Source organism: Knoellia sinensis KCTC 19936 (genome assembly GCF_000768705.1).
Taxonomy (GTDB): Bacteria; Actinomycetota; Actinomycetes; order Actinomycetales; family Dermatophilaceae; genus Knoellia; species Knoellia sinensis.
In genome coordinates this window covers 1-22,889 of record NZ_AVPJ01000026.1, presented here as the reverse complement: position 1 = coordinate 22,889, position 22,889 = coordinate 1, and the positions used below count along the sequence as shown (strand labels likewise).

Here is a 22,889-nt window from a genome sequence, read left to right as displayed (position 1 = left end):
CGGGCGCCGGCGCGGTGCCTGCGAGCGGGGCTGCGCGGTGCGACGCCCCTTCGGTGCGGGGGCGGTGCGGCCTGTGGGAGCGGCTCGACGTGCCGAGGACGCAGCCTTGGTGCGGTTTGCCGCAGGCTTGGCGCGAGTCGCAGGTGACGTGGTGCCACGCGTCGGCGCCGACCGCTTGGAAGCAGGCACGGCCCTGCGCGGGCGTGCCTGCGCCGAGCGACCGGTCGCCGAGGCACCCGTTCGTCGAGGCTCGCGGCCTCGTGACGGGGGCGGGGTCCGCGGGGTCACGGCGTCGTCGTGGGTGTGGGGCGTGCCGCGGCTCCCGGGCCGCCGGACGAGGTGCTCGAGGGCGGACTCGTCGCAGCACCGGATGACGATGCGGTGGGCTTCGGGCCCGCAGACGCACCCGGCGTCGGAGTGGCCCCCGGGTTCGGAGCAGCGCTCGAGTTGGCGTTCGGCGTCGCTGGAGGCACCGGGGTCACCGGAACCTTGCGCGTCGCCGTCGTCGTCTGCGTCGCACCCGTGCGCGAGTCGACACTGGTCGTCCTCACCTCGATGTCGTCCCCCTTGACCGTTGTCACCGTCGTTGTCGTCACGGTGCCCACCGTCTTGACCGTGGTCTGGGGAGTCGTGGCCGGGCGGGCAGCCGCAGCAGCCGAGCTGCCTTGTGTGGCAACTGTAAATTCCTTCTTCGTGTCGGCCACCTCCGCCACGCCGAGGACCTTGCCATCACTCAGCCGGAGGAAGGCAGCGCTGGTCGAGGGAACCATCCCCATGCCCAGGGCGCGCTTGGCCAGCTCGGCCGGAGCACTCTGGGCATTGATCGTGTGGTGGAGCTCCTCCTCGGCCGCAGCCAGTTCGTTGGACGTGTCCTGCAGGTCCCCGAGGACGAACGAGCCCTTGGCCATCGCCGTGTTGAGCATGAGCACCCCGAGGAGGCCGGCGACGAGCAGCGCCAGGCAGGCCGCGACGAAGCCCGGCTGACCGGTCTTGGCCTGCTGGCGCACGACGCGCAGCGGCTGCGGCTTCGCGGATCGCGGGGTGGAGCGCTGGAGTGGGCGGGCGGTGGCAATCTGGGTCATCGCCGGACTCCCTTCGTGGTACGTGTGCGTTCTGCGACCCGCAGTCGTGCCGACGCGGATCGCGGGTTGGTGGATTGCTCGTCGGCGCTGGGCTCTTCTGCCCCGCGCGTGAGAAGTCGGAGGTATGCCGCGTGCTCGGGAAGCTCGACCGGCATACCGGGTGGGGTCGTGGACGTCGCGCCCGCGGCGAGCGCACGCTTGGTGATGCGGTCCTCGAGCGAGTGGTAGGACAGGACCGCGATCCGGCCACCGACGCCGAGGACATCGAGCGCGCCCACGATGGCGCGCTGCCATGCGCCGAGCTCGTCGTTGACCTCGATCCTGAGCGCCTGGAAGGTGCGCTTGGCAGGATGACCGCCCGTGCGCTGCGACGCCGCCGGCACCGCCTCGCGCAGGAGCTCGACGAGCCGTGCCGACCTGGTGAACGGTTCGACCTCACGCTCCCTCACGACCGCCGAGACGATGCGCTTGGCGAATCGCTCTTCGCCGTAGTCACGAAGGATCCGGATGAGCTCGCCCGGGGCGTAGGTGTTGAGCACCTCGGCCGCGGTGACGCCACTGCTCTGGTCCATGCGCATGTCGAGAGGTGCGTCCTGGGCGTAGGCGAACCCGCGGTCGGCCTCGTCGAGTTGCAACGAAGAGACACCAAGGTCGAACAGGACGCCCTGGATCTCAGTGAAGCCCAGGTCGGAGACCACCTCGTCGATCTGGTCATAGACGGCGTGCACTCCACGGAAGCGGTCACCGAAGCGTGCGAGTCGCTCGCCCGCCAAGGCGAGCGCCTCCTCATCGCGGTCGATGCCGATGACCGTCGCCTCCGGGCAGCGCTGGAGGAAGGCCTCGCTGTGTCCACCCATCCCGAGCGTTCCGTCCACCAACACCGACCCCGGCTCCGAGAGGGCCGGGGCGAGGAGATCGACGATGCGGTCGCGGAGCACGGGTACGTGCCGCTCGTGGGCGGCTCCCCGTGACTCCATGTCTGCCTCCTTGTGTTGGTGCTGTGTTCGGTCGTGCTCCGTGCGGAGTGGTCCTGCGTCGTGCGGTGTGCTGCGGAGTTGGGCGGTGGCCCTCCTCCCCTGACCCCTGGTCCCCATCCGTCCGGGGCCCGGCACGGGGGAAGTCGTGTCGGGAACCGGTCGGCTGGAGGCCGAGGGCCGGGGAAGGTCACATGAGTCCGGGGATGACCTCCTCGGACTGCTCGGAGTAGGCCTGCTCGGTGCTCGCGAGGTAGTCGTTCCACGCCTCGGTGTCCCAGACCTCGACGCGTGAGCCGGTTCCGATGACGGTGCATTCGCGGCTCAGTCCCGCGTACTGGCGCAGGTGCGCCGGAATCGTGACGCGCCCCTGCTTGTCGGGAATCTCGTCGCTGGCGCCGGAGAGGAACACGCGGATGTAGTCGCGCACGGCCCGGTTGGTCGTGGGCGCTTCCTGCATCTGTTGGGTCACCTTGACGAACTCGTCCATGGGGAAGACGTAGAGGCAACGCTCCTGGCCGCGGGTCACCACGAGGCCGGTCGACAGCCGCTCACGGAACTTGGCGGGAAGGAAGAGCCGGCCCTTGTCATCGAGGCGAGGCGTGTGAGTACCGAGGAACACCGCGCTCACCTCCCATCCGTTTCGACCCGTGGGCGACACTTCACTCCGGCGTTCCCCACTTTACTCCACCCATAACCGAAATCAAGTTGTTACCGGGAAGTCTTGACTGTTTTTCTGCAGGTCAGAGGCGGTGGTGGAAAGTGGGGCACCTTCGCGCGAACTGCACCGTTTTCGGACTCGCCGAGGCCCAGGAGGGCCACCTCGACCCGCCCGAGCCCTGCCGGTTTCCTGCACGTCCCCTGTGAAGGAGCCGTTTTGTCGCCGGTGCACCTATCTCGGTGGAGGAATGTGGGGCAAGATCGAAAGCCCCGTGGCGCAGGGCCTCGGGGGCACTGACCTCAGGAGCCCCGGTGTCGGCACACGACGACCTCCACCAGACGCACACTCAGCCCAGGACCGACCTTCCGCCCCGCCAGGGCGCTGCACTCGACCAGGTCCTGCAGGTGGCCAGTTCGCTGCAGTCGGCGATGAACTCCGTGATCGAGGGCAAGCCCGCAGCTGTCCGGACGGTCGTGACCGCCCTCCTCGCCGAGGGCCATGTGCTCATCGAGGACGTGCCCGGTGTCGGCAAGACGATGCTGGCGAAGACTCTCGCCCGCTGCATCGACGCCTCCGTCCGCCGTGTGCAGTTCACCCCCGATCTGCTTCCGAGCGACATCACCGGCGTCAGCGTCTACAACCAGGACGTGCGCGACTTCGAGTTCCGGGCCGGCGCGATCTTCGCCAACGTCGTCGTGGGCGATGAGATCAACCGTGCCTCCCCCAAGACCCAGTCGGCTCTGCTCGAGTCGATGGAGGAGGCGCAGGTCACGGTCGACGGCACCACCTACTCCTTGCCGCGGCCGTTCATGGTGCTCGCCACCCAGAACCCGATCGAGATGGAGGGCACCTACCCTCTGCCCGAAGCGCAGCGCGACCGCTTCATGGCTCGGATCTCGATGGGCTATCCGTCAGCCCGGAGCGAGGTCGACATGCTCGACCAACACGGCGGTCGTTCGCCCCTCGAGGACCTGCGTCCGGTGACCGATGCCGCGACGGTGACCCAGATGATCGAGGCGGTTCGCACGGTCCATACGTCGCAGGCGCTGAAGCAGTACGTCGTCGACGTCACGCAGGCCACCCGCACCAGTTCGGCTCTGCGCCTGGGCGCCTCGCCACGTGCGAGCCTCCACCTGCTGCGCGCCGCCCGAGCCCACGCAGCACTGGCCGGTCGCGACCACGTCCTTCCCGACGACGTCCAGTCCGTCACCATCCCCGTGCTCGCTCACCGGCTCATGCTCACGGGTGAGAGTCAGCTCGCGCACCGTTCCGCGGCCGACGTCCTCACCGACCTGCTCCAGCGGGTCCGCGTTCCAGCCCCCACACGCTGAGCCGGTGATGCGCAGATTCCGCGAATCCCTGACGACGCGAGGAGCAGCCTTCCTGGCGTCGGGGATCGTGCTCGTCGTTGCCGGTCTGATCCTCGGCCAGCACGACCTCAGCCGCATCGGCACCGCCCTGTGCGCCCTGCCGCTGTTCGCTGGCCTGCTCGGGCGACGTCACGACTTGAGCCTCGAGGTCGACCGTGAGGCGACCCCCTCACGCGTGACGATCGACGAGCCGGCGGTCATCGGCGTGACGATCTCCAATCCGTCCGCCAATCGCTCGCCGGTCCTGCTGGCCGAAGAGCACCTGGACTACTCGCTCGGTGACCGGCCCCGGTTTGTCGTCCCGTCACTGCCGAGCCGCACCTCCACCCACGTGGAGTATGCCGTTCGCGCCCACGCGCGCGGAGCCCACCGTCTCGGTCCGCTCGGCGTCCGCGTGCAGGACCCCTTCGGGCTCACCCTGCGCCACACCTCGATCAGCAGCCACGACGAGCTGCTCGTGCTCCCCCGCATCGTGAGCCTCTCCGACGGCCGAGCTCTCGGGCGTGGGCTCGGCGCCGAGGGAGCAGTCCCCCACCGCGTCGCCCTCCACGGAGAGGACGACCAGTCGATTCGTGAGTACCGCGACGGAGACGACCTCAGGCGCATCCACTGGCCGGCCACGGCCCGCACCGGGGAGCTCATGGTGCGGCAGGAGGATCGGCCGGCCAAGCGCCGTGCCATCGTCCTCCTCGACACGCGGGGCCACGCCCACGGCGGCAAGGGGCCGAGTGGCTCACTGGAGTGGGTCGTGACGATGGCCGCGTCCACGGTCAAGCACCTCCTCGACTCCGGATTCGCCGTCCACCTGCTCACGCCGGACGCCGGCGAGGAGTCCGGGGTGCGCGAGGACATCGAACTCGACCACTCGTTGGAGACGCTCGCACGAGTCATCCCGACCGAAGACGCCGGCATCGACGGCATGCTGCACGCCGCCACTGCAGCGACCGCTCAGGGCGGACTCGTCGTGGCGCTCGTCGGTGCCCTCGACGACGACTCCGCCCGGGCTCTCTCGTCCCTGCGCCAGCCAGGTGGCCCCGGCCTCGCCTTCATCGTCGACGCCCCGTCCTTCAGTCGGGGTGGACCGCAAGGTGCCGCAGACGCGGGCGCCACGGCTGCAGCCCTGACGGGAGCTGGATGGTCGGTCCTCTCGGTGACCCCGGACCTCGGGGTGGGCGAGGCGTGGTCCGCCATCGCCGGCACCCGATCCCTGGTGAGTGCACGATGAACCGCGCTCGACCCGTCGAGACCCTCCTCGCCGCCCTCGCCTCGTTCACGGTGTCGCTGCCGCTGCTGACCCTGTTCGACGCCAATACCTGGGTTCGGCCGACTGCCCTCATGATCGCCGTGATTGCCCTTGTCGGTCTCGGCCTGCGCTCCGTCACGCCGACTGCCTGGATCGTCATCCTCGGTCAGGCGGCCGCTGGAGTCCTCGCCGTGTCGTGGTTGCACGGACGCGGCCACCTCTACTTCGGAGTGCTTCCCGGGCCCGACACCGTGAACTCCTTCGGCATCCTCCTCGGCGAGGCGCGGGAAACGGTCATGTCCTATTCGGTGCCGGTGCCGACCGAACGCGGAGTCGTCGTCGCCATCACGATGCTGGTCGGCCTGACGGCCCTCGTCGTCGACGCCACCGCGGTGACCCTCCGCGCGCCCGCACTGGCCGGACTCGGCCTGCTCACGGCCTACCTCACCTCCGCCACGAACTCGGGCGACGGACTGTCCTGGCACTACTTCGCCCTGCCGATCACGTTCTGGCTCGCTCTCCTCGCCACCCAGGGGATCGGCACCGTCCGGCGATGGGGCACTGCCGTCCCACGCGGCGCCGACGGAGGTGAGTCCGACCCGGTTCTCGGCGTGGCAGGGGCGGCACGCCTCCTCGGTGCCGGGGCACTCGTGACGGCCATCGTGCTGCCCACGATCGTGCCGCACTTCCCCACGACCTTCGTCGCCGATGGGCTCGGACGAGCCGACAATGCGCGAGGCGGTGGATCGGTCACGCTCAACTCCACCATCGACCTGCGGCGCTCGCTGGAGAACCAGTCACAAGCCCCCGTCATCGACTACACGACGTCGTCGAGCACCCCCGAACCGCTGCGTGTCGGCATCCTCACCGACTACCGCCGGGGTGAGTGGCGAACACAGTTCCGGGCAGACCGGACCGTCACGCCAGGACCGGGCACCGTGACCGCTGACCCCGACATCGCCCGCACGGAGGCGCAGTTCACCGTCCAGGACAACCGGCTCCAGTCCCCGCAGATCGCCCTGCCCACTCCCCTCGTCGGTGTGGAGCTCGACGACGCCACCCTGCGCGAGAGTTTCACCGGGGCCTACGAAGTCGACCGCACCCTCGAGGAGTACTCAGCGACCTACGCGCAGCTCACCCCGAAGGACTCGGACTTCGGGACGGAAGGCCCGACACCACCCGGTTGGGAGCAGGGCCTCTACAGCGAGATCGATGACCGGAGCGTCGAACGCCTCAGTGAGCTGGTCGACTCCGTCGTCCCTGAGGACTCCACCCCTCTGGAGACCGCACGCCTGCTGCAGGCCCATTTCCGCAGTAGCCAGTACACCTACTCCCTCCAGTTGCCGACACCGACCGACCCCGTGTCCGGTCGTCAGATGATGGCCGACCCACTGTCGAACTTCCTCATCAGCCGCACCGGCTACTGCGTCCAGTTCGCGACGGCTTTCATCATGGCGGCACGGCTCAAGAACATCCCTGCGCGGATGGCCATCGGCTTCCTCCCCGGGACGTTTGCACAGGGCGTCTACACGGTGCGTGCGGCCGATGCCCACGCCTGGCCAGAACTGTGGTTCCCCGACCTCGGCTGGACCCGATTCGAACCGACGCCGGGCTCACGCACCGGCGGTGCACCGTCGTACAGCCTCATCCCCACCGAGACAGGCCCTGCTGCGACGGCCACCCCGACCGCGTCCGGCGCCGTGCCGACGCCGACCCCCAGCCAGCGCCCGGACACCGACACCGAGACCCTCCCCGACGCCGAGACCACGTCAGGCGGTCCGCTCACGTGGCTCACCGACAACCTCTTGGCCATCGGCTTCGTCGTGTCGTTGGTCCTGTCGCTGCTGCTCGTGCCTGTCGCGGCCTGGATGCGACGGCGGCGCCTTCGAAACGCGGCACGCGACGACGCCGAACGTGTCGAGGCCGACTGGGCCGCGCTCATCTCACGCCTCGGGGACATCGGCATCGCACCACCCTCCGGCAGCACCCCCCGGCAGGCCGGCACCCAGTTGACGCACGATGCGATCCTCTCGGGAGAGTCCAAACAGGCCATGGGCCGCATCGTCGCCACCGTCGAGCGTGCCCGCTACGCCCCACCGCAGGCGAGCCTCGACGACGTCAGCGGGGACACAAAGACTGTCTGGAAGGCGGCGGCCTCCGCCCGCCAGCGCAGCGATCGGGCGAGGGCCTACCTCTTCCCGAGCGACGGCATGCGCCAATGGGGCGATCTCCGCGCCGACCTCGCCAGGTGGCCACGTGAGGCGTGGTCCCGCCTCCGCCGCCGCTGAAGCCCGCGACTGATCCGGAAGGGCAGACGCACGTATGCCGCCCGCTCTGGTGAGCGGACGGCATACGGTGCGTTGCGGTTGGGTCGGAAACTCAGTCCAGCTTCCGGGACTGACCACTCACGGCTACGGGCCGCCCACGCAGAGCGTGGGACCCGGGTCGCATCAGAGCGACCTGCGTTGCCTCCGCCGTTCGTTGCTCAGTCCAGCATCCGGGACTGACCCCTCACGGCTACGGGCCGCCCACGCAGAGCGTGGGACCGGGTCGCATCAGAGCGACCTGCGTTGCCTCCGCCGTTCGTTGCTCAGTCCAAGTAGTCGCGCAGCGCCTGCGACCGGCTCGGGTGGCGGAGCTTGCTCATCGTCTTGGACTCGATCTGACGGATCCGCTCGCGGGTCACGCCGTAGACCTTGCCGATCTCGTCGAGGGTCTTGGGCTGACCGTCGGTCAGGCCGAACCGCATCGACACAACCCCGGCCTCGCGCTCGGACAGCGTGTCGAGGACGGAGTGCAGCTGCTCCTGGAGGAGCGTGAAGCTCACGGCGTCCGCGGGAACGACGGCCTCGGAGTCCTCGATGAGGTCACCGAACTCGCTGTCGCCATCCTCGCCGAGGGGGGTGTGCAGCGAGATCGGCTCGCGGCCGTACTTCTGCACCTCGACGACCTTCTCGGGCGTCATGTCGAGCTCGAGGGCAAGTTCCTCGGGCGTGGGCTCGCGGCCCAGGTCCTGCAGCATCTGTCGCTGCACGCGGGCGAGCTTGTTGATGACCTCGACCATGTGGACCGGGATGCGGATCGTGCGCGCCTGGTCGGCCATGGCGCGGGTGATGGCCTGGCGGATCCACCACGTCGCGTAGGTCGAGAACTTGTAGCCCTTGGTGTAGTCGAACTTCTCGACTGCACGGATCAGGCCGAGGTTGCCCTCCTGGATGAGGTCGAGGAAGAGCATGCCGCGACCCGTGTAGCGCTTGGCGAGCGAGACGACCAGTCGGAGGTTGGCCTCGAGCAGGTGGTTCTTGGCGTTCTTGCCGTCCTGCGCGATCCACCAGAGCTCGCGCTTGAGCTTCATGTCGATCTTGTCGCCCGAGTTGAGGCGCTCCTCTGCGAACAGGCCGGCTTCGATGCGCTTGGCGAGCTCGACCTCCTGCTCGGCGTTGAGGAGGGCCACCTTGCCGATCTGTTTGAGGTAGTCCTTGACCGGGTCGGCCGTGGCGCCTGCCGTGACGACCTGCTGGACGGGGGCGTCCTCCTCGTCGTCGTCGCGCAGGACGAAGCCGCCCGCGGACTCGGGGGCGGCGTCCCCGGACGTGCTCTTGTCGTCCGAGTCCTCGCCGTCGGCGTCGTCACCATCAGTGTCGTTGTCGCCCTTGGAGTCGGCTCCCGCGGCGACGTCCTCGACAGCGACATCGGTGAGCTCAGCCTCGTCGACGTCCACGGCCTCGCCGTCCTCGGGTTCGCCGTCGCCGTCGGGCTTGGAACCGTTGGCTGCTGCCTTCTTGGCAGTGGTCTTCTTGGCCGCGGTCTTCTTGGCAGCAGCCTTCTTGGCGGGTGCTGCCGCGGCAGCCGAGGCCTTCTTGGTCGTGGCGGCCTTGGCCGCCTTCTTGGCCGGGGCCGCCTTGGTGGCGTCCGTGGACGACGCAGCCTTCTTGGCGGGCGCCGCCTTCTTCGTTGCAGCCGCCTTCTTGGTGGTGGCCGACGTCGTCTTCTTGGCAGTCGCCTTGGTCGCTGCGACGGCGCGGTCAGGTGCGGTCATCACGACCTCGATCCCCTGACCTGCAAGCGCCGACAGCACCTTGCGACCGCGCGCGGGTCGCACGCCTGCGGCGAGGATGGCCTGGGCCACCTGCTCACCGGACACCGATCCCGTCGTGCGTCCGGTGCGGACGAGGTCCTGCAGTGCGGGGTGGCTGAACTCGGCGGGGAGGGGCGTCTCGGAGGCGTTCGTGGACACAGGCGACACCGACAACCTTTCGTCACGGGGAGCGCTCGGTCTTGGCTCACGCGAGGGCGGAGCACTGACCGGCTGGTCTTGTTGGTGCACCTTCTGACGTGATCTGCAGGGGTGAAGATCGGCCGTTGCTCGAAGGGTGCATTCACATTATAAATCGCCGCGAGCCCCCAGCCCTATTCCAGGGGGTCCGCGGCGATTCAGAAGTGGCCCTGAGTCCCGGTGGGACGCGGCACCGATCGGGCGTTCAGCTCTTGACGGCGAGGACCGGGCACGACGCGTCGAGGAGGATCCGCTGCGCGTTGGAACCCAGGATGAGCTTGCCGACGGGCGTCCGTCGCCTCAGACCGATGACGATGAGTTCTGCGGAGATCTCATCGGCAACGCTGATGAGATCCTCGGCCGGTTCGTTGCCGCGGATGAGCTGACGCACCTCCACGTCGATGCCCTGACTCTTGAGGTCTGCGCCGAGCGATTCGATGTCGGTGTTCGCGTCCGGGGCGCCGTCGCGCCCCGAGTTGATCACCACGAGGTTGGTCTTGCGCAGGAGAGCCTCCTCACCAGCACGCGCCAACGCGGCGGCGCCCTCCTTGGTCGGGACGTACCCCACGACAATGGCCACGAGTTCCTCCTTCTCAGCAGGTCAGCCCGCTCGGGCTCTTGCTCACGGACGCTACCGGAGATTGTGACCCAAGACACGGCCCACTACGGCGCGCCTCCGGCTGGCACTCACGCGACGTCGATCAGTGCCGCGCCAACGCCTCGCGGATGATGTGCCCGACGCGATCGATCTCGATGAGGAATCCGTCGTGCCCGAATCGCGAGGGGATGTGACGGAGGGTCGTCGCCGGACGCAGTGCGGCGACCTCCTCGGACAGCCGCGCCGGGTAGAGCCGATCCGTGTCGACCCCTGCCACGACGAGGTGACCGGCGAAGCTCGCGAGAGCTGCGGCGACGCCTCCCCTGCCACGACCGACGTCGTGGCTGTTCATGGCTTCCGAGAGGACGAGGTAGGAGTTGGCGTCGAAGCGAGCGCCGAGCTTGCCAGCGTGGTGGTCGAGGTAGGACTCCACGGCGAAGCGACCTGTGCGGCCGTCCGGCCCCAAGGGGTCCTCACCCGGCTGCGCCTCTCGCCCGAAGCGCTCGGCCAACTCGCCCTCGTGACGGTAGGTGACGTGGGCGATGCGTCGTGCGATCCCGAGCCCGTCGCTCGGCGACACGCCCCGCCCGTAGTAGTTGCCGTCGTGGAACTGCGGATCGCTGCGGATCGCGAGGAGTTGCGGCTGGCACCAGGCGATCTGGTCGGCCGTCGCGTATGCCGTGGACGCGAGGACGATGCAGCTGGCGACCCGCTCGGGGTGCGTCGTGGCCCACTCGATCGCGCGCATCCCGCCCATGGAGCCGCCCAGCACGCCGGCCCATTGGTCGATGCCGAGGTGGTCGGCGAGGCGGGCCTCCACCTCGACCTGGTCACGGATCGTGATCGACGGGAATCGTCCGCCCCACGGCTGTCCGTCGGGTGCCTCGCTCGAGGGCCCCGTGGTGCCCTGACACCCCCCGAGCACGTTGCTTGCCACGACGAAGAACCGGTCAGTGTCGAGGGGCCGACCCGGACCGATGAGCCCGTCCCACCAGCCCGCTGTCGGACGACCCGGGCCGGCAGGACCCTCGACGTGCGAATCGCCGGTGAGCGCGTGCTCGACCAGCACGGCGTTGTCCCGCGCGGCGTTGAGTGACCCCCAGGTCTCGTAGGCCACAGTGACCGCGGGAAGGCTTCCACCGCGCTCGAGTATCACCGCGCCGACGTCGGCGAACTCGCGGTCGCCAATGGGATCGCCCGGGCGCCAGAAGGCTGTTGTCGGGAGGTCGGTGATGGTCATGAGGGAAGCTCCTTGAGTCGCGCTTGCACGTCGGCGCCGACGTGCCGTGTCTTCACCCGGGGCACCCCACCGCGAGGAGGGTTGCCGCCCAGCAAGCCGGGGCTTGTCGCTGGGACTCTTGACCTGGGCACGAGTTTAGGGCCCTCTGGCAACGTCGACCCAGCCCTGTCCGCAGCGTGAGAGCACCGGGCTCAGGCAGCAACGCCGCCCCACGGATGGCGGGGCCGCATCTGGAACTCGATCATCCGGCCGAGGAACATCGCGAGCCGATAGTCGGGCTCGACACGCAGCGCGCGGGTCACCGCGTCGCCCGCTGCCGATCCACTGCCCACCCCCCACGCGACACAGCCGGTGACCGTGCAGATCGCCGCCGCCTCGTGCGACCACTCGTCGGGCACCCGACGCGCCAGGAGTTGCAGACGCCGGAGCACGGCTGACGAAGCGTCCGACGTGGTCGCGGGGCCGGACGGGACGGCCTCCTCGAGCAGCGAGCGCGAGTGCTCGTCCACCTTCTCGAGCGGGAACATCACGGGGGACATCCACGCGATCAGGGCATCGCGCCAGGGTTTGTGGTCGAGCGAGCGGACCATACGGGCCAGCTCTCCGTCGGACACGGCGAAGGCATCCCCGCGGTCCCCCACCGGGGCGAGGAGACGACCCCACAGCTCCGGCTCACGCTCCACGTGGACGAACGGATTGCCGATGCGCGCGACCACCGCCTCGAGCAGGGCCAGGCGCGCCGTCTCCGCCTCGTCGTCGTGCTCCGCGTCATCGTCGTGCTCGGCCACGTCGTCGTGCTTGGCCTCGTCACTGGCATCCCAGGAGTCGCACCAACTGCACGTCCCGGGTTCGCACGCTCCATCGCAGTCGTCATCGTCATCGTCGTCGTCCTCCTGATCGAGAAGGCCGTCGGGATCGATCTGACGGCAGAAGGCGTCCCAGAGGGCCGCCAACTCGTCGCCGACTCCTGCGCTGAGCGCAGGGTCCTCCTCGATGAGCGCACCAACCTCTTCGCGGCTCGAGAGCGGAGCACTCCCCCGCGCGATGAACTCCGCCACGGCAGGCACGGTCGCCTCATCGGCGAGGGGGTGCCCGTCGATGTGGTCCGGCAGGAGCCCGTCGAGGGAGTTCGCCGGGCGGCAGCACCAGCCCCACCATCGCCCCTCTCTCACCACGACGTGGTCGATGATCCCGACGCCCGCGTCGACGAGACCGTGGTGCACCGCCCGCAGCAGCGATCGCGACTCGCCCGGCACGGAGTCGTAGCCCACGAGCATGGCGAGCTGGGGATCGATGCGTCGCAGGCTCACGAGCAGGGCGTCTGCGACACGCCGGACGTCCCGCTCCGGCGGGAGGTCGAAGCGGGCGACCGGGCCGATGATCTTGTCGGTCACCATGAGGATTGCGACGCATTGGGCGAGCTGGTGGCCGACCTGGTGGGGCAGCACGGCCAGCAGCTCGTCGGTCGAGGAGATCTTCACTGAGGAGGTCATGACCTCAGCGTCGAAAACGGCCGGCTCGAGCGAAAGGGTCACTTCACGGAATGTGGACAACCCGGCATACGGCCGCTGGCCTGTGGACAGCCGTCACGCACGAAATCAGGCAGAGGGGCCACGCCCGTCGTCGACGACCTCGCCCGGCACCGCCGCACCGTGGCCGGGGCCGCGACCGGTCGACCGCTCCCAGGCCAGGAACTCCTCGGTCTCGGTCACGAGTTGGGCCGCGAGCCACGAGCCGACCATCGCGTCATCAGCCAGCCCCAGCGCGCCGAGGATGCCCTCGGGGAGGAGGTCGACGGGAGAGACGAGGTATCCCGCGGCGCCGAGCATCATGAGAAGACGCCCGACCGACGTGCCGGTGTATTCCCCCGACCGCACTGCCTTGACCAGACGGGGCACTGCTTGGGCGCGATCGACCATCGACGGGCCGCCCGGACGGGTGGCGATCTTGATGGCCGTGGCCAAGCTCTTGAACGTGGCAACCCTGGAGTGCATCGCCACCGGATCAGACCTGCGCAATCTGGGCAGACGCCGTCGGGAACTCACGACGCGCGTTGTCGCCGATGCGGTTGAGGAGCCAAGCGTCGAGGCCGGCCCCGACGACACCGCCGACGATCGGGACGTTGCGGCCGAAGCGGCTGAACGTCTTCTTGCCAGCGGTCGAGATCAGGCGGAACCCGATGGCCTTGTTGACAACCATGAGCGCCGGGCCGGGGAGCCGCTGCGCGGCGAGGTTGGTGAGTCGCCCCGTCGGCGCCACCATGCCGGCCTTGGCGAGCAGGTCATCGGCGTCGGCTCCGACCAGGGTGAGCATGACCGCGGTGCGGATCTGGGGCTGGGTGATGTCGTGCCCTCGCACGCTGGCGATGGCCGCAGTCATGCGGGTGGCCAGCAGATAGAACCCGAGAACGTTGGCAGGCAGCGAGATCGGCAGAAGGATGAAGCCGCCGAGACCCGTGACGAAACCGCTGGCCCCGGCGAGCTTGAGGTGACTCTTGACCAGGTCGTCGACGGCCCCGTCGACATTGCCGCCGTTCTTCGTGAGGGCCTTCGCAGCGACGGTGGCAGCCGAGTCGAAGGGGCCTCGTCCGTCGATCCCGGTGTCGAGAAGATTCTCGACCAACTTGCTCGCACTGTTGCCGACGAAGCCCTGGTCCTTCGGCGCTTCCTGAGCCTGCTCGAGCGCTGACTTCGTCTGCGCGAGCTGGTCCTTGGCGACCTTGGCGTCGTCCTTGCCGAATCCGAAAAGATCGAAGAGTCCCACGATGACCTCCTGTGGCTGCCCGAAACGACCGGGCTCCTGTAGCGAGAAACTGTCTGTCCCGATCCTGCCATGTCCGAGCCCACCTGCCGGGTGACACGGTGTGTCATGGCGCTCACCTAGGCTGCCTCGCATGGCCCAACCCGGCGGCCCCGCCGACCTCGTCGCCGCCGTCGTCCATGACGGCCGCGCGGCGCTCGTCGGCTCCGACGTCCGGGTGGTCGGTTCCGTCGCGGAAGTCGCTTCCGAGATGGCTCGGTTGGAGGGCTCCTCCAGACCGCGGTGGGTCTGGTGGTCCGTTCGGTATGCCGGTGAGCTGGTTGCCGCTGTCCGCTCCCCGTTGTCGCGCGGCTGGGACCTCGCCGAGGCCCACCGCATCCTCCACGGTGGATGGAAGGCGGAGCCCGGACGCGTCTGGGCGGGGGCACACGGCATCCCGCTGTCGTCGATGCCGACCCCCGCGGCAGGTGACCTGTTCGACTTCTCGGCTGGGGACGGGATCGGGCCGGATGACCTCGTTCGACCAGACGGGCACCTGCGCGCCGGCGCGGCATCGGGTTGGTTGGAGAGTGACGAGCGACTGCTCAGGTGGGCCGCGGCCGCGCACGAATGCGCTGTGCGCCAACGGGAACATGCGGAGTCCGTCGGCCCCCGGATCGTCGGGACCGTGCACTCGGAGTCGGCCGCGGCGTTGCTGTGCCTGGAGCTCGAGCGTGGTGGGCTACCCGTGAACCGTCCCGTGATGGAGGCACTCATCGCTGAGTTCGCTGGTCCGCGGGCTGCCACCGAGGAGGAGGCCAGCGCCGCGCGTCGGACTCGCGACGCAGAGGTGCTGCGACACGTGCCAGGGCGCGAAGGGACCGACCTGCGCAACCCCCAGCAGGTGCGCGACATGCTGGCTGGGGTGGGTGTCGACGTGCCGAACACGCGCAAGTGGGTGCTCGATGCCTACCGCCAGACGCACCCGGTCGTCGACGCCCTACTCACCTGGCGCAAGGCGGAGCGGATCGCCACGACCTACGGCTACCGCTGGCTGGACGAGTGCGTCGGGACGGATGACCGCCTGCGTGGCGGGTGGACGGCCTGCGACGGCGCCGCGGGTCGGATGACGGCCGAGAACGGCCTGCACAACCTGCCTGCAGCCCTGCGCTCCGGGGTGGCCGCCCACCCGGAGCACGTGTTCGTGCGCGCCGACCTGGGACAGATCGAGCCGCGGGTCCTCGCAGTGGTGTCAGGCGACCCCGTGTTTGCCGAGGCGACACGGGCGGACGACCTCTATGCACCGGTCGCGGCGCGCCTCGGGGTGGATCGTCCCATCGCCAAGGTCGCAGTGCTGGCCGCGATGTATGGCCAACGCAGCGGCGCCGCCGGTGAAGCCCTGAAGGGCCTGGAACGCGCCTATCCCGTGGCCATGGGGCTGCTCGACCGGGCCTACGAGACGGGGGTGCGCGGCGAGCCACTGCGGACGTTCGGTGGGCGGCTCATCCCCACCGGAAGGTTCCTCGCGCAGTCACCCGTGGGGACGAACCCCGCCCTCGACGCTGCCCGGGGACGGTTTGCCCGCAACGCGATCATCCAGGGGGCGGCTGCCGAGTTGTTCAAGGCCTGGGCGGCAACGGTGCGCGCCCTCGCGGCTCCCCTCGGTGCGCAGATCGTCCTGTGCCTGCACGATGAGCTCCTCGTGCACGCGCCAGCATCTCGGGCCCCGGAAGTGGCCGCGCTGGTCGATCAAGCGTTCGCGGACGCCTCGCGCCGGTGGGCGGCGGGAGCACCCGTGAGGTTCGTCGCCGACACCTCGATCATCGAGCGCTGGTCCGACGCCAAGGACTGATCCTTGCTCACCACTGATTGCCCGTTTGGCCAGTTCGTCGCTGCGCTCCTCACTGGCCAAACGGGCAATCAGTCGGCGTGTCAGTCGTCGCTGACGTTGCGGAGGAACTCCTCGATGTCGGCACCGAGCTCCTCGGCCGAAGGAAGATCCTCGGCCTCGGTGGCGAGCAGGCTCGGTCGCTCCTGGCCCTGCACGAAGGCGTCGTACTGCTGCTCGAGCGCGGAGACGATCTGACCGGCGTCCGCATTGTCGGCGAGCTCGGACGCGATCTCGCGGTTGTTGACGCCCGCCTTGGTGATCAGGTCGTCGTTGGGCAGGTTCAGGCCGGTCGCATCGGTGATGGCGTTGAGCGCAGCGAGGGCGCCCTCGGCCCACTCGGCCTGCGCGAGGTACTGCGGCACGTGGATGGCGAAGCCCAGCGCGTCACGTCCGGCCTCACCGAGCCGCAGCTCGAGCAGCGCGGGGAAACTCGCAGGAACCTGCACCTGACCGAACGGCGACTCCTTGTCGCCGACGAGCCGGGGGTCGGTCGCGTGGGCGGTCATGCCCACGGGGCGCGTGTGCGGGACACCCATGGGGATGCCGTGGCTCGTGACGACAAGGGTGATGCCGAGGAGCTGGATGAGCTGGCGGATCGCCTCGACGGTGCGCTCCCACTGGAAATCGGGCTCGGGGCCGGTGAGGAGGTAGTAGGTCTGCCCGTCACGGTCCCTCATGCGGTAGAGCACCATCGACGGGTCGGCGTAGCTCTCCCAGCGGTTGGTGTCGAAGACCATGGCCGGGCGCCGTCCGCGGTAGTCGAGGAGCGCGTCCACGTCGAACGTCGCGACGACCTCGGCCTCGCTCGCGTCGACGAGGTGCGATCCGAGGATCCGCTGGATGTTTCCGGCGTCGATGAAGGCGCCGAGCAGCACGATGAGGGCACCGGGGCGCCGCTCGATCGGCTGGGCGTCGAGCTCGAAGCGATACAGGTCAGACGGGTTCTGCACGGGAACAGCCTCTCAGGGGGGTCACGTGTTTGGTCAAACGTGTGGGACGCCGCACTGATTCCCTCACGGTGCGGCACCGGCGATGGCGTTGCGCACCCGCTTCTCGCTCACCGGATGTGCCGTGCCCAGTGACTGCGCAAACAGGCTGACACGGAGCTCCTCGATCATCCACCCGATGTCGGTCACCTCGCGTGCACTGGCCGCGGTTGTCGGGAGGGCATCGAGAAGATCGGCGTATGCCGTCTCGACCGAGTCGATCTGCGCTTGCAGTTGCGCTTCGCGCGGGTTCGTGGCGGCCCTCTCCAGCCTGTGCAGCATCGCCCTGAGGTAGCGCTGGAGGTGCGGCAGCCGAGCGAGGCCACTGTCGGCGACGAAACCCGGCCGGATGAGCCCGTCGAGCTGCGCCCGGACGTCGGCGGTGGTGGCTGCGAGGTTCCGGCCTGCCGCGCCACTCTCGATGGCGTCGAGCCGACGGCGGACCTCACCGGCCGCAGCGAGGACGGGTTCGACCGCCTCGATGACCCGGAGCACCCGCGTCACGACGTGGGTACGCACTGCTGCATGGGCGGTCTCGAACTCGGCTCGGGTACGCACGTCGCCGGCCACGTGCTCGGCCACGATCGAGTCGACTGCCGCAGCGAGGCAGTCCTCAAGCAGCGCGGGAACGGATCCGTGCGGGTTCTGGCCGAGCGCCAGCTTCTGGGCGTTGGAGAGCTTGGCGAGGACGCGCTTCCACGGTGCCGTGGTGCCGAGAAGGAGCAGGCGGCGGACGCCGCGTCGATGGGCCGCGGCGGCCGTGCCCTCATGGTCGAGGACGCGCAGTGCGACGGCCGTGGTCTCGTCAATCAGCGCCGGGAAGCCCTGAACGGTGTGGCCGGCAGACCGGCCCTCGAAGGTGCGCGGCACCTCGTCGATGGTCCAGGCCGTGAGCCCACCGCGTTCGATCGAGGCGCCCGCCTTGGCCATCCGCTGTCGCACCGCCCCCTGCGACTTCGGCCGGAGTTCGTCAAGGTCCTTGCCGCGCGCGATGACACGCCCACCCGGACCTTCCACCGAGAACGTGATGCGCAGGTGGTCGGGCACGCGATCCCAGTCCCACTCCCCTGCAGGGACGCTTACGCCGGTTCGGTCCTTGAGGACCCGCCCGAGTTCGTCCGTGAACGTCGCCCCCGAGGCGGCATCGGCCTCGGCGAGAGCAGCGTGAGCATGGTCGGGGGTCGGGACGAAATGACGGCGGGTCGCCTTGGGCAGCGACTTGAGCAGCGCGATCGCGAGGTCCTCGCGAAGCCCGGGCACCTGCCAGTCGAAGCCCTCGGCAGACACCTGGTTGAGGATCGCGGTCGGGATGTGCACGGTGACGCCGTCCGCGGCCTCCCCCGGCGAGAACTGATACGTGACGTCCAACTCGTGTTCGCCCTGTCGCCAAGTGCGTGGATAGTCACCGGCGGATACTGCATCGGCGTCATCTCGCGTGAGGAGGTCCTCGGTGAACGTCAGCAGGTCCGGGCGCCGCCGCTGTTCACCCTTCCACCACCGGTCGAAGTGCCGCACGGACGTCACGTCCGGCGGGATGCGCGCGTCGTAGAACTCGAAGACCACCTCGTCGTCGACGATGAGGTCGCGACGGCGCGCGCGCTCTTCGAGTTCCGAAAGCCGTTGCAGGAGTTCGGTGTTCGCCCTCCAGAACTTGTGGTGGGTGTCCCAGTCGCCCTCGACGAGCGCGTTGCGGATGAAGAGGTCGCGCGCCTCCTCCTGATTGATCCGGCCGTACTGCACAGTGCGGTCGACGATGAGGGGAACGCCGTAGAGGGTCACTCGCTCGGACGCGATGACACTCCCCCGCGACTTCGACCAGCGCGGCTCGCTGTAGGTGCGCTTGACGACGTGCGCGCCGATCTCCTCGGCCCACTCCGGGTCGATCGCCGCGTTGACGCGAGCCCACAGCCGAGTGGTCTCGACGAGTTCGGCCGCCATGACGACGTCGGGCTGCTTCCTGAAAAGGCCGGAACCGGGATTGATGCCGAAGCGCGAACCCCGAGCGCCGGCATACTCACGCTTCTGTTCGTCCCTGACACCGACGTGCGACAGGAGACCGGCAAGCAGCGCCTTGTGGACGATGTCCCAGTCCGGCTCGCCACCTTGGGCGGCCGTGCTCTGGTCCGGGTCGATTCGCGCCTGCTTGCACGCACTGCGCAGTTGCTGATGGAGGTCCTGCCACTCGCGGATGCGAAGGTAGTGAAGGAACTCTGCCTTGCACATGCGACGAAATGCGCTGCCGGACAACGCTTTCTGTTGTTCCTTGAGGTAGCGCCAGAGTGAGTGGAAGCCAGCGAAGTCAGACGTCTCGCTCTTGAAGCGGGCGTGCTGTTGCTGCGCCTGGGCCTCCTTGTCGACGGGCCGCTCGCGAGGGTCCTGGATGGTGAGAGCCGCGACGATGACGAGGACTTCCTTGGTGCAGCCGAGCCTCCCGGCCTCGATGAGCATGCGGCCCATCCGGGGGTCGAGCGGCAACCGCGCCAACGTCTTTCCGTATGCCGTGAGTCGCCTTTCGCCGCGCCTACCCTTCGCGTCCTGGAGTGCATTCAACTCCTCCAGGAGGCGGACCCCGTCGGCGATCTGCTTCGGGTCCGGGGCGTCGACGAACGGGAAGCGAGCGATGTCACCGAGCCCCAGCGCGGTCATCTGGAGAATGACCGCGCCCAGGCCGGTGCGCTGGATCTCGGGTTCGGTGAACTCGGGACGGGACTCGAAGTCCTCCTGCGAATACAGCCTGATGGCAATGCCGTCCGCGACTCGGCCACATCGTCCGGATCGCTGCGCGGCACTGGCCTGTGAGATCGGCTCGATGGGGAGGCGTTGGACCTTCGTGCGCTGGGAGTAGCGCGAGATGCGGGCGGTGCCGGTGTCGATGACGTAGCCGATGCCCGGAACCGTCAGGGAGGTCTCGGCGACGTTGGTCGCGAGGATGATGCGGCGCCCGCTCCCCCGGGTGAACACGCGGTGCTGCTCGGCCGCGGAGAGTCGCGCATAGAGCGGGAGGACTTCGGTGTTCGGGAGGTTCAGCCCGTGAAGCGCGTCGGCTGCATCCCGGATCTCCCGTTCTCCGGAGAAGAACACGAGGATGTCGGTCGCGAGGTGGCCGGGAGGGGTCTCGGTCCAGAGTTCCTCGACGGCATCGACAACGCCAGTGACCTGATCGCGCTCCTCGGTGATGTGTCCACCCTCGCCACGTTGCACGAGAGGTCGGTACCGGATCTCGACGGGGTAGGTGCGACCGGACACCTCGATGATCGGCACATCGCGGACGACCTCGCCCCGGGCGTCGGTGGCGAAGTGCGTGGCAAACCTGGCCGGGTCGATCGTCGCCGAGGTGATGATGACCTTCAGGTCCGGCCGCCTCGGCAAGAGGGACTTGAGGTAGCCGAGGATGAAGTCGATGTTGAGTGACCGCTCGTGAGCCTCGTCGATGATGATCGTGTCGTAGCGGCGCAGGTCGCGGTCGCGCTGCATCTCCGCGAGGAGGATGCCGTCCGTCATGACCTTGACGCGGGTGCGGTCGCTCGAGTGGTCGGTGAAGCGCACCTGGTATCCCACGAGGTCGCCGAGCTCGACCTGCATCTCCTCGGCGATGCGGTCCGCGACCGAGCGCGCGGCGATTCGCCGCGGTTGGGTGTGGCCGATCTGGCCATTGCTGCCGAGCCCGAGTTCGAGGCACATCTTGGGGAGTTGGGTGGTCTTGCCCGAGCCGGTCTCACCCGCGATGACGACGACCTGGTGGTCGCGGATCGCGGCGAGGATGTCATCGCGCCGCTCGACGACGGGGAGTTGCTCGGGATAGTGCAACTGCGCCGGGTCGACGGGTCGGCGCGCGGCAGCGTCGGCCGGCTGGGTCTGGGGTCGGCCTGGCCGTGGCGTCAGCATGCTCCGCTGTTCGCCGTCTCCCCTCCGCTCTTGCTCTGGCACGCGCTCAAGGATAGGTCGGTCGGAGACTTCGCCTCATCCGGCTTTTCACGGAACGCCTCGCTGGCGCGCTGCTGAAGGGTGGGTGCCGTCTTCTCGAGAGTCGTCCCGGCAACGAACATCGTCTGGGCGCCCGAACCTCCTGCCGTTGCGGCCCGCCACTCGTCGAGGAAGGCCTCATCCACCTTGCGTTGGGTCATGACCAGGGCCCGACCCCGCCAGACCTGAACCTTCTGGCTCATCGTCTTGCCCTTGGTCGATGGCATCGGGGGAAGGTCAGACAGTGGAACGACCATCCTGGCTTCGGGCATGCTCGGGTCGACCTTCTTGCCCAACCGGGGGTAGCGCTCGTGCAGCAGTTCGCGGGTCCCGATGACGAAGCGCTGCTTCATCGTGATGTCGTCGCCCGCATAGGCACGCTTCCCGTCACCCAGTCTCGACATCGGCCTGGAGCCGGCGAGTGCTCCCTTCTTGAGGCCCTGTGCAGCCACGCCCGCGCCGCTGGCACCGGTGTTGATCGCCACCTCTTTCCAACTTCCTTCCCCATAGAGCACGAGGAGGGCCACCCCGCTGATCCCACCGGCGACGTCACCTGCAGTGGAGACGGCGTTGATCAGGGGCAGGCCGCGCCCAGCCTCCGGAATGGAAGACGCTTCCTCGGCGAACTCATCCATGGTGGCCAACGCGGTGTAGAGGGCAGTGTCGTCAAGTCTGTCGTCCGCCAGCCGACGGAGTTCCAGTGCGAGCCGGCGGTCCGCCGAGGCGAAGGTGCGCCACGCAGCGGCGTGGTCCCGTTCGGCCGACACGATGGCTCCCATGGCGTCGTTCTGCCGCTCCTGCAGGATCACTTCTTCTGGTGTGCCACGCGCAGCGAGGACGAGGTCTTCGAGGTGGAAGTAGGCCTTGGTCGCCGCCTCATGTCGATCGCTCGCAGCAGTGGCGCGGGCTTGCGCCATCTCGAGCTCATCCGAGAACGTCCGGAGGGCCACTCCCGCCTCGGCGTGCCGATCAATGAGGGCATCGAGAATGGGCGGACTCTTCTGCACTGCGGCCTCGAAGAGTTCGCCGGACGGGCTGTCCCAGGTCGCACCCGCCTTGATGCGCACCAGGGCGGCATTCATGGAGGCCAACTTCCCGGCGGCAGACGTCAACCGGCTCGCCAGGGCTCGCACGGACTCTGCGTTGCCCTCGATGGGACCGAGAGCCTGCCCGATCACCCGGCCACTCCACCGAACGCTCGCTCAGCAGCAGTCTCGGTATGGACGTATGCCGTACCCGCAACCTGGGCCTTCTCGCCCAGGTCACGCAAGACCTTGGCGAGCAGCAGCCGATTCCTGCGCCACCCGGACAACAGGTGATCGAAGGCCTCCGAGGCTTCACCGCCACCGAGCGACCATCGGTCAACGTCGCCATCTGTGGTTGCCTCAAGGTCACTCGCCACCTCCCCCAACGAGACTCCCACTGCTGCGATCACCTCAGAACCGATCTGCATGCGTGTCATACACGTGACGCTAGAGCGAATCGCGAAAACGACCGATGACTTATCCACAGCGCCCGTGACGGGCTCCTCCCGCAACGTCAGCGTCAACGGTCGCTGTAGCAGCCTGTGAAGGCTCACGACATCGCGGACACCTTATGTCTCAGGACATCGCGGACACCTGACCTGTCAGGCCTGATGCTCAGGCATGGCAAAGGATGGGGTTGCGATGCCGCCGGATGTAGCTGCTTTGGTTGCGCGGTTCGTCGAGGGAGAGAGTTTCAACGTCAGGGTGGCGGCTGCTGGCGTGGGGATCTCGACCTCGACGTTCTACAAGTACGTCGCCCGGTTCCGGGCCGAAGGGGTCGAAGGTTTGTACCCGCGGTCGCGGCGCCCGCTGACGTCCCCGACCGCGATCAGCGTCGAAC

Annotated in this window: 18 protein-coding genes and 1 riboswitch; of the genes, 5 read left to right on the top strand and 13 right to left on the bottom strand. The window is 68.7% G+C overall.

What is annotated here, in order from left to right; genetic code table 11:
- Positions 1 to 284: 284 nt before the first annotated feature.
- From ftsL to mraZ, 3 genes are all read right to left on the bottom strand, one after another.
- Positions 285 to 1,082, bottom strand: a complete 798-nt coding sequence (gene ftsL / locus N802_RS19760) for a cell division protein FtsL (protein ID WP_052110157.1) — start codon at positions 1,080 to 1,082, stop codon at positions 285 to 287.
- Positions 1,079 to 2,059 (bottom strand): 16S rRNA (cytosine(1402)-N(4))-methyltransferase RsmH, encoded by a 981-nt coding sequence (rsmH, locus tag N802_RS18420; protein ID WP_035919297.1) that lies wholly within the window; start codon positions 2,057 to 2,059, stop codon positions 1,079 to 1,081. Before rsmH ends, ftsL begins: the two co-directional genes overlap by 4 nt.
- Positions 2,060 to 2,246: 187 nt before the next feature.
- Positions 2,247 to 2,678: a division/cell wall cluster transcriptional repressor MraZ gene (mraZ, locus tag N802_RS18415; protein ID WP_035919296.1), complete on the bottom strand. Its 432-nt coding sequence runs from the start codon at positions 2,676 to 2,678 to the stop codon at positions 2,247 to 2,249.
- A 350-nt stretch (positions 2,679 to 3,028) separates the two neighbouring features.
- Here mraZ and N802_RS18410 point away from each other — a divergent pair, with 350 nt between their 5' ends.
- Genes N802_RS18410 through N802_RS18400 form a run of 3 tightly spaced genes read left to right on the top strand, consistent with a single transcriptional unit; the run spans position 3,029 to position 7,618 of the window.
- The gene (locus N802_RS18410) at positions 3,029 to 4,048 is read left to right on the top strand and encodes an AAA family ATPase (protein WP_425402497.1); all 1,020 of its coding nucleotides are present in this window, start codon (positions 3,029 to 3,031) and stop codon (positions 4,046 to 4,048) included.
- 7 nt (positions 4,049 to 4,055) lie between these two features.
- Positions 4,056 to 5,312 carry a DUF58 domain-containing protein gene (locus N802_RS18405; protein ID WP_052110156.1) on the top strand — a complete coding sequence of 419 codons (1,257 nt, stop codon included), beginning with the start codon at positions 4,056 to 4,058 and terminating at the stop codon, positions 5,310 to 5,312.
- On the top strand, positions 5,309 to 7,618 hold the full coding sequence (locus N802_RS18400) for a transglutaminase TgpA family protein (RefSeq protein WP_035919295.1): 2,310 nt from the start codon (positions 5,309 to 5,311) through the stop codon (positions 7,616 to 7,618). Before N802_RS18405 ends, N802_RS18400 begins: the two co-directional genes overlap by 4 nt.
- A gap of 302 nt (positions 7,619 to 7,920) precedes the next feature.
- On the opposite strand, the gene N802_RS18395 is transcribed toward N802_RS18400, so the two are convergent.
- From N802_RS18395 to N802_RS18370, 6 genes are all read right to left on the bottom strand, one after another.
- Complete coding sequence (locus tag N802_RS18395) at positions 7,921 to 9,567, bottom strand: RNA polymerase sigma factor (RefSeq protein ID WP_035919293.1); 1,647 nt, start codon at positions 9,565 to 9,567, stop codon at positions 7,921 to 7,923.
- Between the two features lie 244 nt (positions 9,568 to 9,811).
- Positions 9,812 to 10,186 (bottom strand): universal stress protein, encoded by a 375-nt coding sequence (locus tag N802_RS18390; RefSeq protein ID WP_035919291.1) that lies wholly within the window; start codon positions 10,184 to 10,186, stop codon positions 9,812 to 9,814.
- Between the two features lie 121 nt (positions 10,187 to 10,307).
- Positions 10,308 to 11,444, bottom strand: coding sequence for a homoserine O-acetyltransferase MetX (gene metX, locus N802_RS18385; RefSeq protein ID WP_156971511.1), 1,137 nt, complete (start codon positions 11,442 to 11,444; stop codon positions 10,308 to 10,310).
- Between the two features lie 14 nt (positions 11,445 to 11,458).
- Positions 11,459 to 11,568, bottom strand: a riboswitch (SAM riboswitch).
- 67 nt (positions 11,569 to 11,635) lie between these two features.
- Positions 11,636 to 12,937 (bottom strand): DUF4192 family protein, encoded by a 1,302-nt coding sequence (locus tag N802_RS18380; protein WP_156971510.1) that lies wholly within the window; start codon positions 12,935 to 12,937, stop codon positions 11,636 to 11,638.
- A 105-nt stretch (positions 12,938 to 13,042) separates the two neighbouring features.
- Complete coding sequence (locus tag N802_RS18375) at positions 13,043 to 13,408, bottom strand: YkvA family protein (RefSeq protein WP_245614001.1); 366 nt, start codon at positions 13,406 to 13,408, stop codon at positions 13,043 to 13,045.
- A gap of 40 nt (positions 13,409 to 13,448) precedes the next feature.
- Positions 13,449 to 14,207, bottom strand: coding sequence for an EcsC family protein (locus N802_RS18370; protein ID WP_035919285.1), 759 nt, complete (start codon positions 14,205 to 14,207; stop codon positions 13,449 to 13,451).
- A gap of 130 nt (positions 14,208 to 14,337) precedes the next feature.
- Between N802_RS18370 and N802_RS18365 the strand changes: the two genes are divergently transcribed.
- Positions 14,338 to 16,035: a DNA polymerase gene (locus N802_RS18365; protein ID WP_035919283.1), complete on the top strand. Its 1,698-nt coding sequence runs from the start codon at positions 14,338 to 14,340 to the stop codon at positions 16,033 to 16,035.
- Positions 16,036 to 16,115: 80 nt separating this feature from the next.
- On the opposite strand, the gene N802_RS18360 is transcribed toward N802_RS18365, so the two are convergent.
- From N802_RS18360 to N802_RS18345, 4 genes are all read right to left on the bottom strand, one after another.
- Positions 16,116 to 17,024 carry a proteasome assembly chaperone family protein gene (locus N802_RS18360; RefSeq protein WP_035919282.1) on the bottom strand — a complete coding sequence of 303 codons (909 nt, stop codon included), beginning with the start codon at positions 17,022 to 17,024 and terminating at the stop codon, positions 16,116 to 16,118.
- Positions 17,025 to 17,087: 63 nt separating this feature from the next.
- A complete protein-coding gene (gene hrpA / locus N802_RS18355; protein ID WP_035919280.1) occupies positions 17,088 to 20,945 on the bottom strand; it encodes an ATP-dependent RNA helicase HrpA in 3,858 nt (1,285 codons plus the stop codon).
- A complete protein-coding gene (locus N802_RS18350; protein ID WP_035919279.1) occupies positions 20,939 to 22,201 on the bottom strand; it encodes a hypothetical protein in 1,263 nt (420 codons plus the stop codon). Before N802_RS18350 ends, hrpA begins: the two co-directional genes overlap by 7 nt.
- A complete protein-coding gene (locus tag N802_RS18345) occupies positions 22,198 to 22,485 on the bottom strand; it encodes a WXG100 family type VII secretion target (protein ID WP_156971509.1) in 288 nt (95 codons plus the stop codon). The genes N802_RS18350 and N802_RS18345 overlap by 4 nt, the downstream gene beginning before the upstream one ends.
- A 205-nt stretch (positions 22,486 to 22,690) precedes the next feature.
- Between N802_RS18345 and N802_RS21130 the strand changes: the two genes are divergently transcribed.
- On the top strand, positions 22,691 to 22,889 hold a 199-nt coding region (locus tag N802_RS21130), incomplete at its 3' end, for a leucine zipper domain-containing protein (RefSeq protein ID WP_035919276.1).

Bases quoted from the DNA above. Each gene is read 5' to 3' on its own strand.
- N802_RS18405 (WP_052110156.1), top strand. From the start codon at position 4,056: ATGCGCAGATTCCGCGAATCCCTGACGACGCGAGGAGCAGCCTTCCTG.
- rsmH (WP_035919297.1), bottom strand. From the start codon at position 2,059: ATGGAGTCACGGGGAGCCGCCCACGAGCGGCACGTACCCGTGCTCCGC.
- hrpA (WP_035919280.1), bottom strand. From the start codon at position 20,945: ATGCTGACGCCACGGCCAGGCCGACCCCAGACCCAGCCGGCCGACGCT.
- N802_RS18400 (WP_035919295.1), top strand. From the start codon at position 5,309: ATGAACCGCGCTCGACCCGTCGAGACCCTCCTCGCCGCCCTCGCCTCG.
- N802_RS18380 (WP_156971510.1), bottom strand. From the start codon at position 12,937: ATGACCTCCTCAGTGAAGATCTCCTCGACCGACGAGCTGCTGGCCGTG.
- N802_RS18365 (WP_035919283.1), top strand. From the start codon at position 14,338: ATGGCCCAACCCGGCGGCCCCGCCGACCTCGTCGCCGCCGTCGTCCAT.
- metX (WP_156971511.1), bottom strand. From the start codon at position 11,444: ATGACCATCACCGACCTCCCGACAACAGCCTTCTGGCGCCCGGGCGAT.
- N802_RS18345 (WP_156971509.1), bottom strand. From the start codon at position 22,485: ATGACACGCATGCAGATCGGTTCTGAGGTGATCGCAGCAGTGGGAGTC.
- ftsL (WP_052110157.1), bottom strand. From the start codon at position 1,082: ATGACCCAGATTGCCACCGCCCGCCCACTCCAGCGCTCCACCCCGCGA.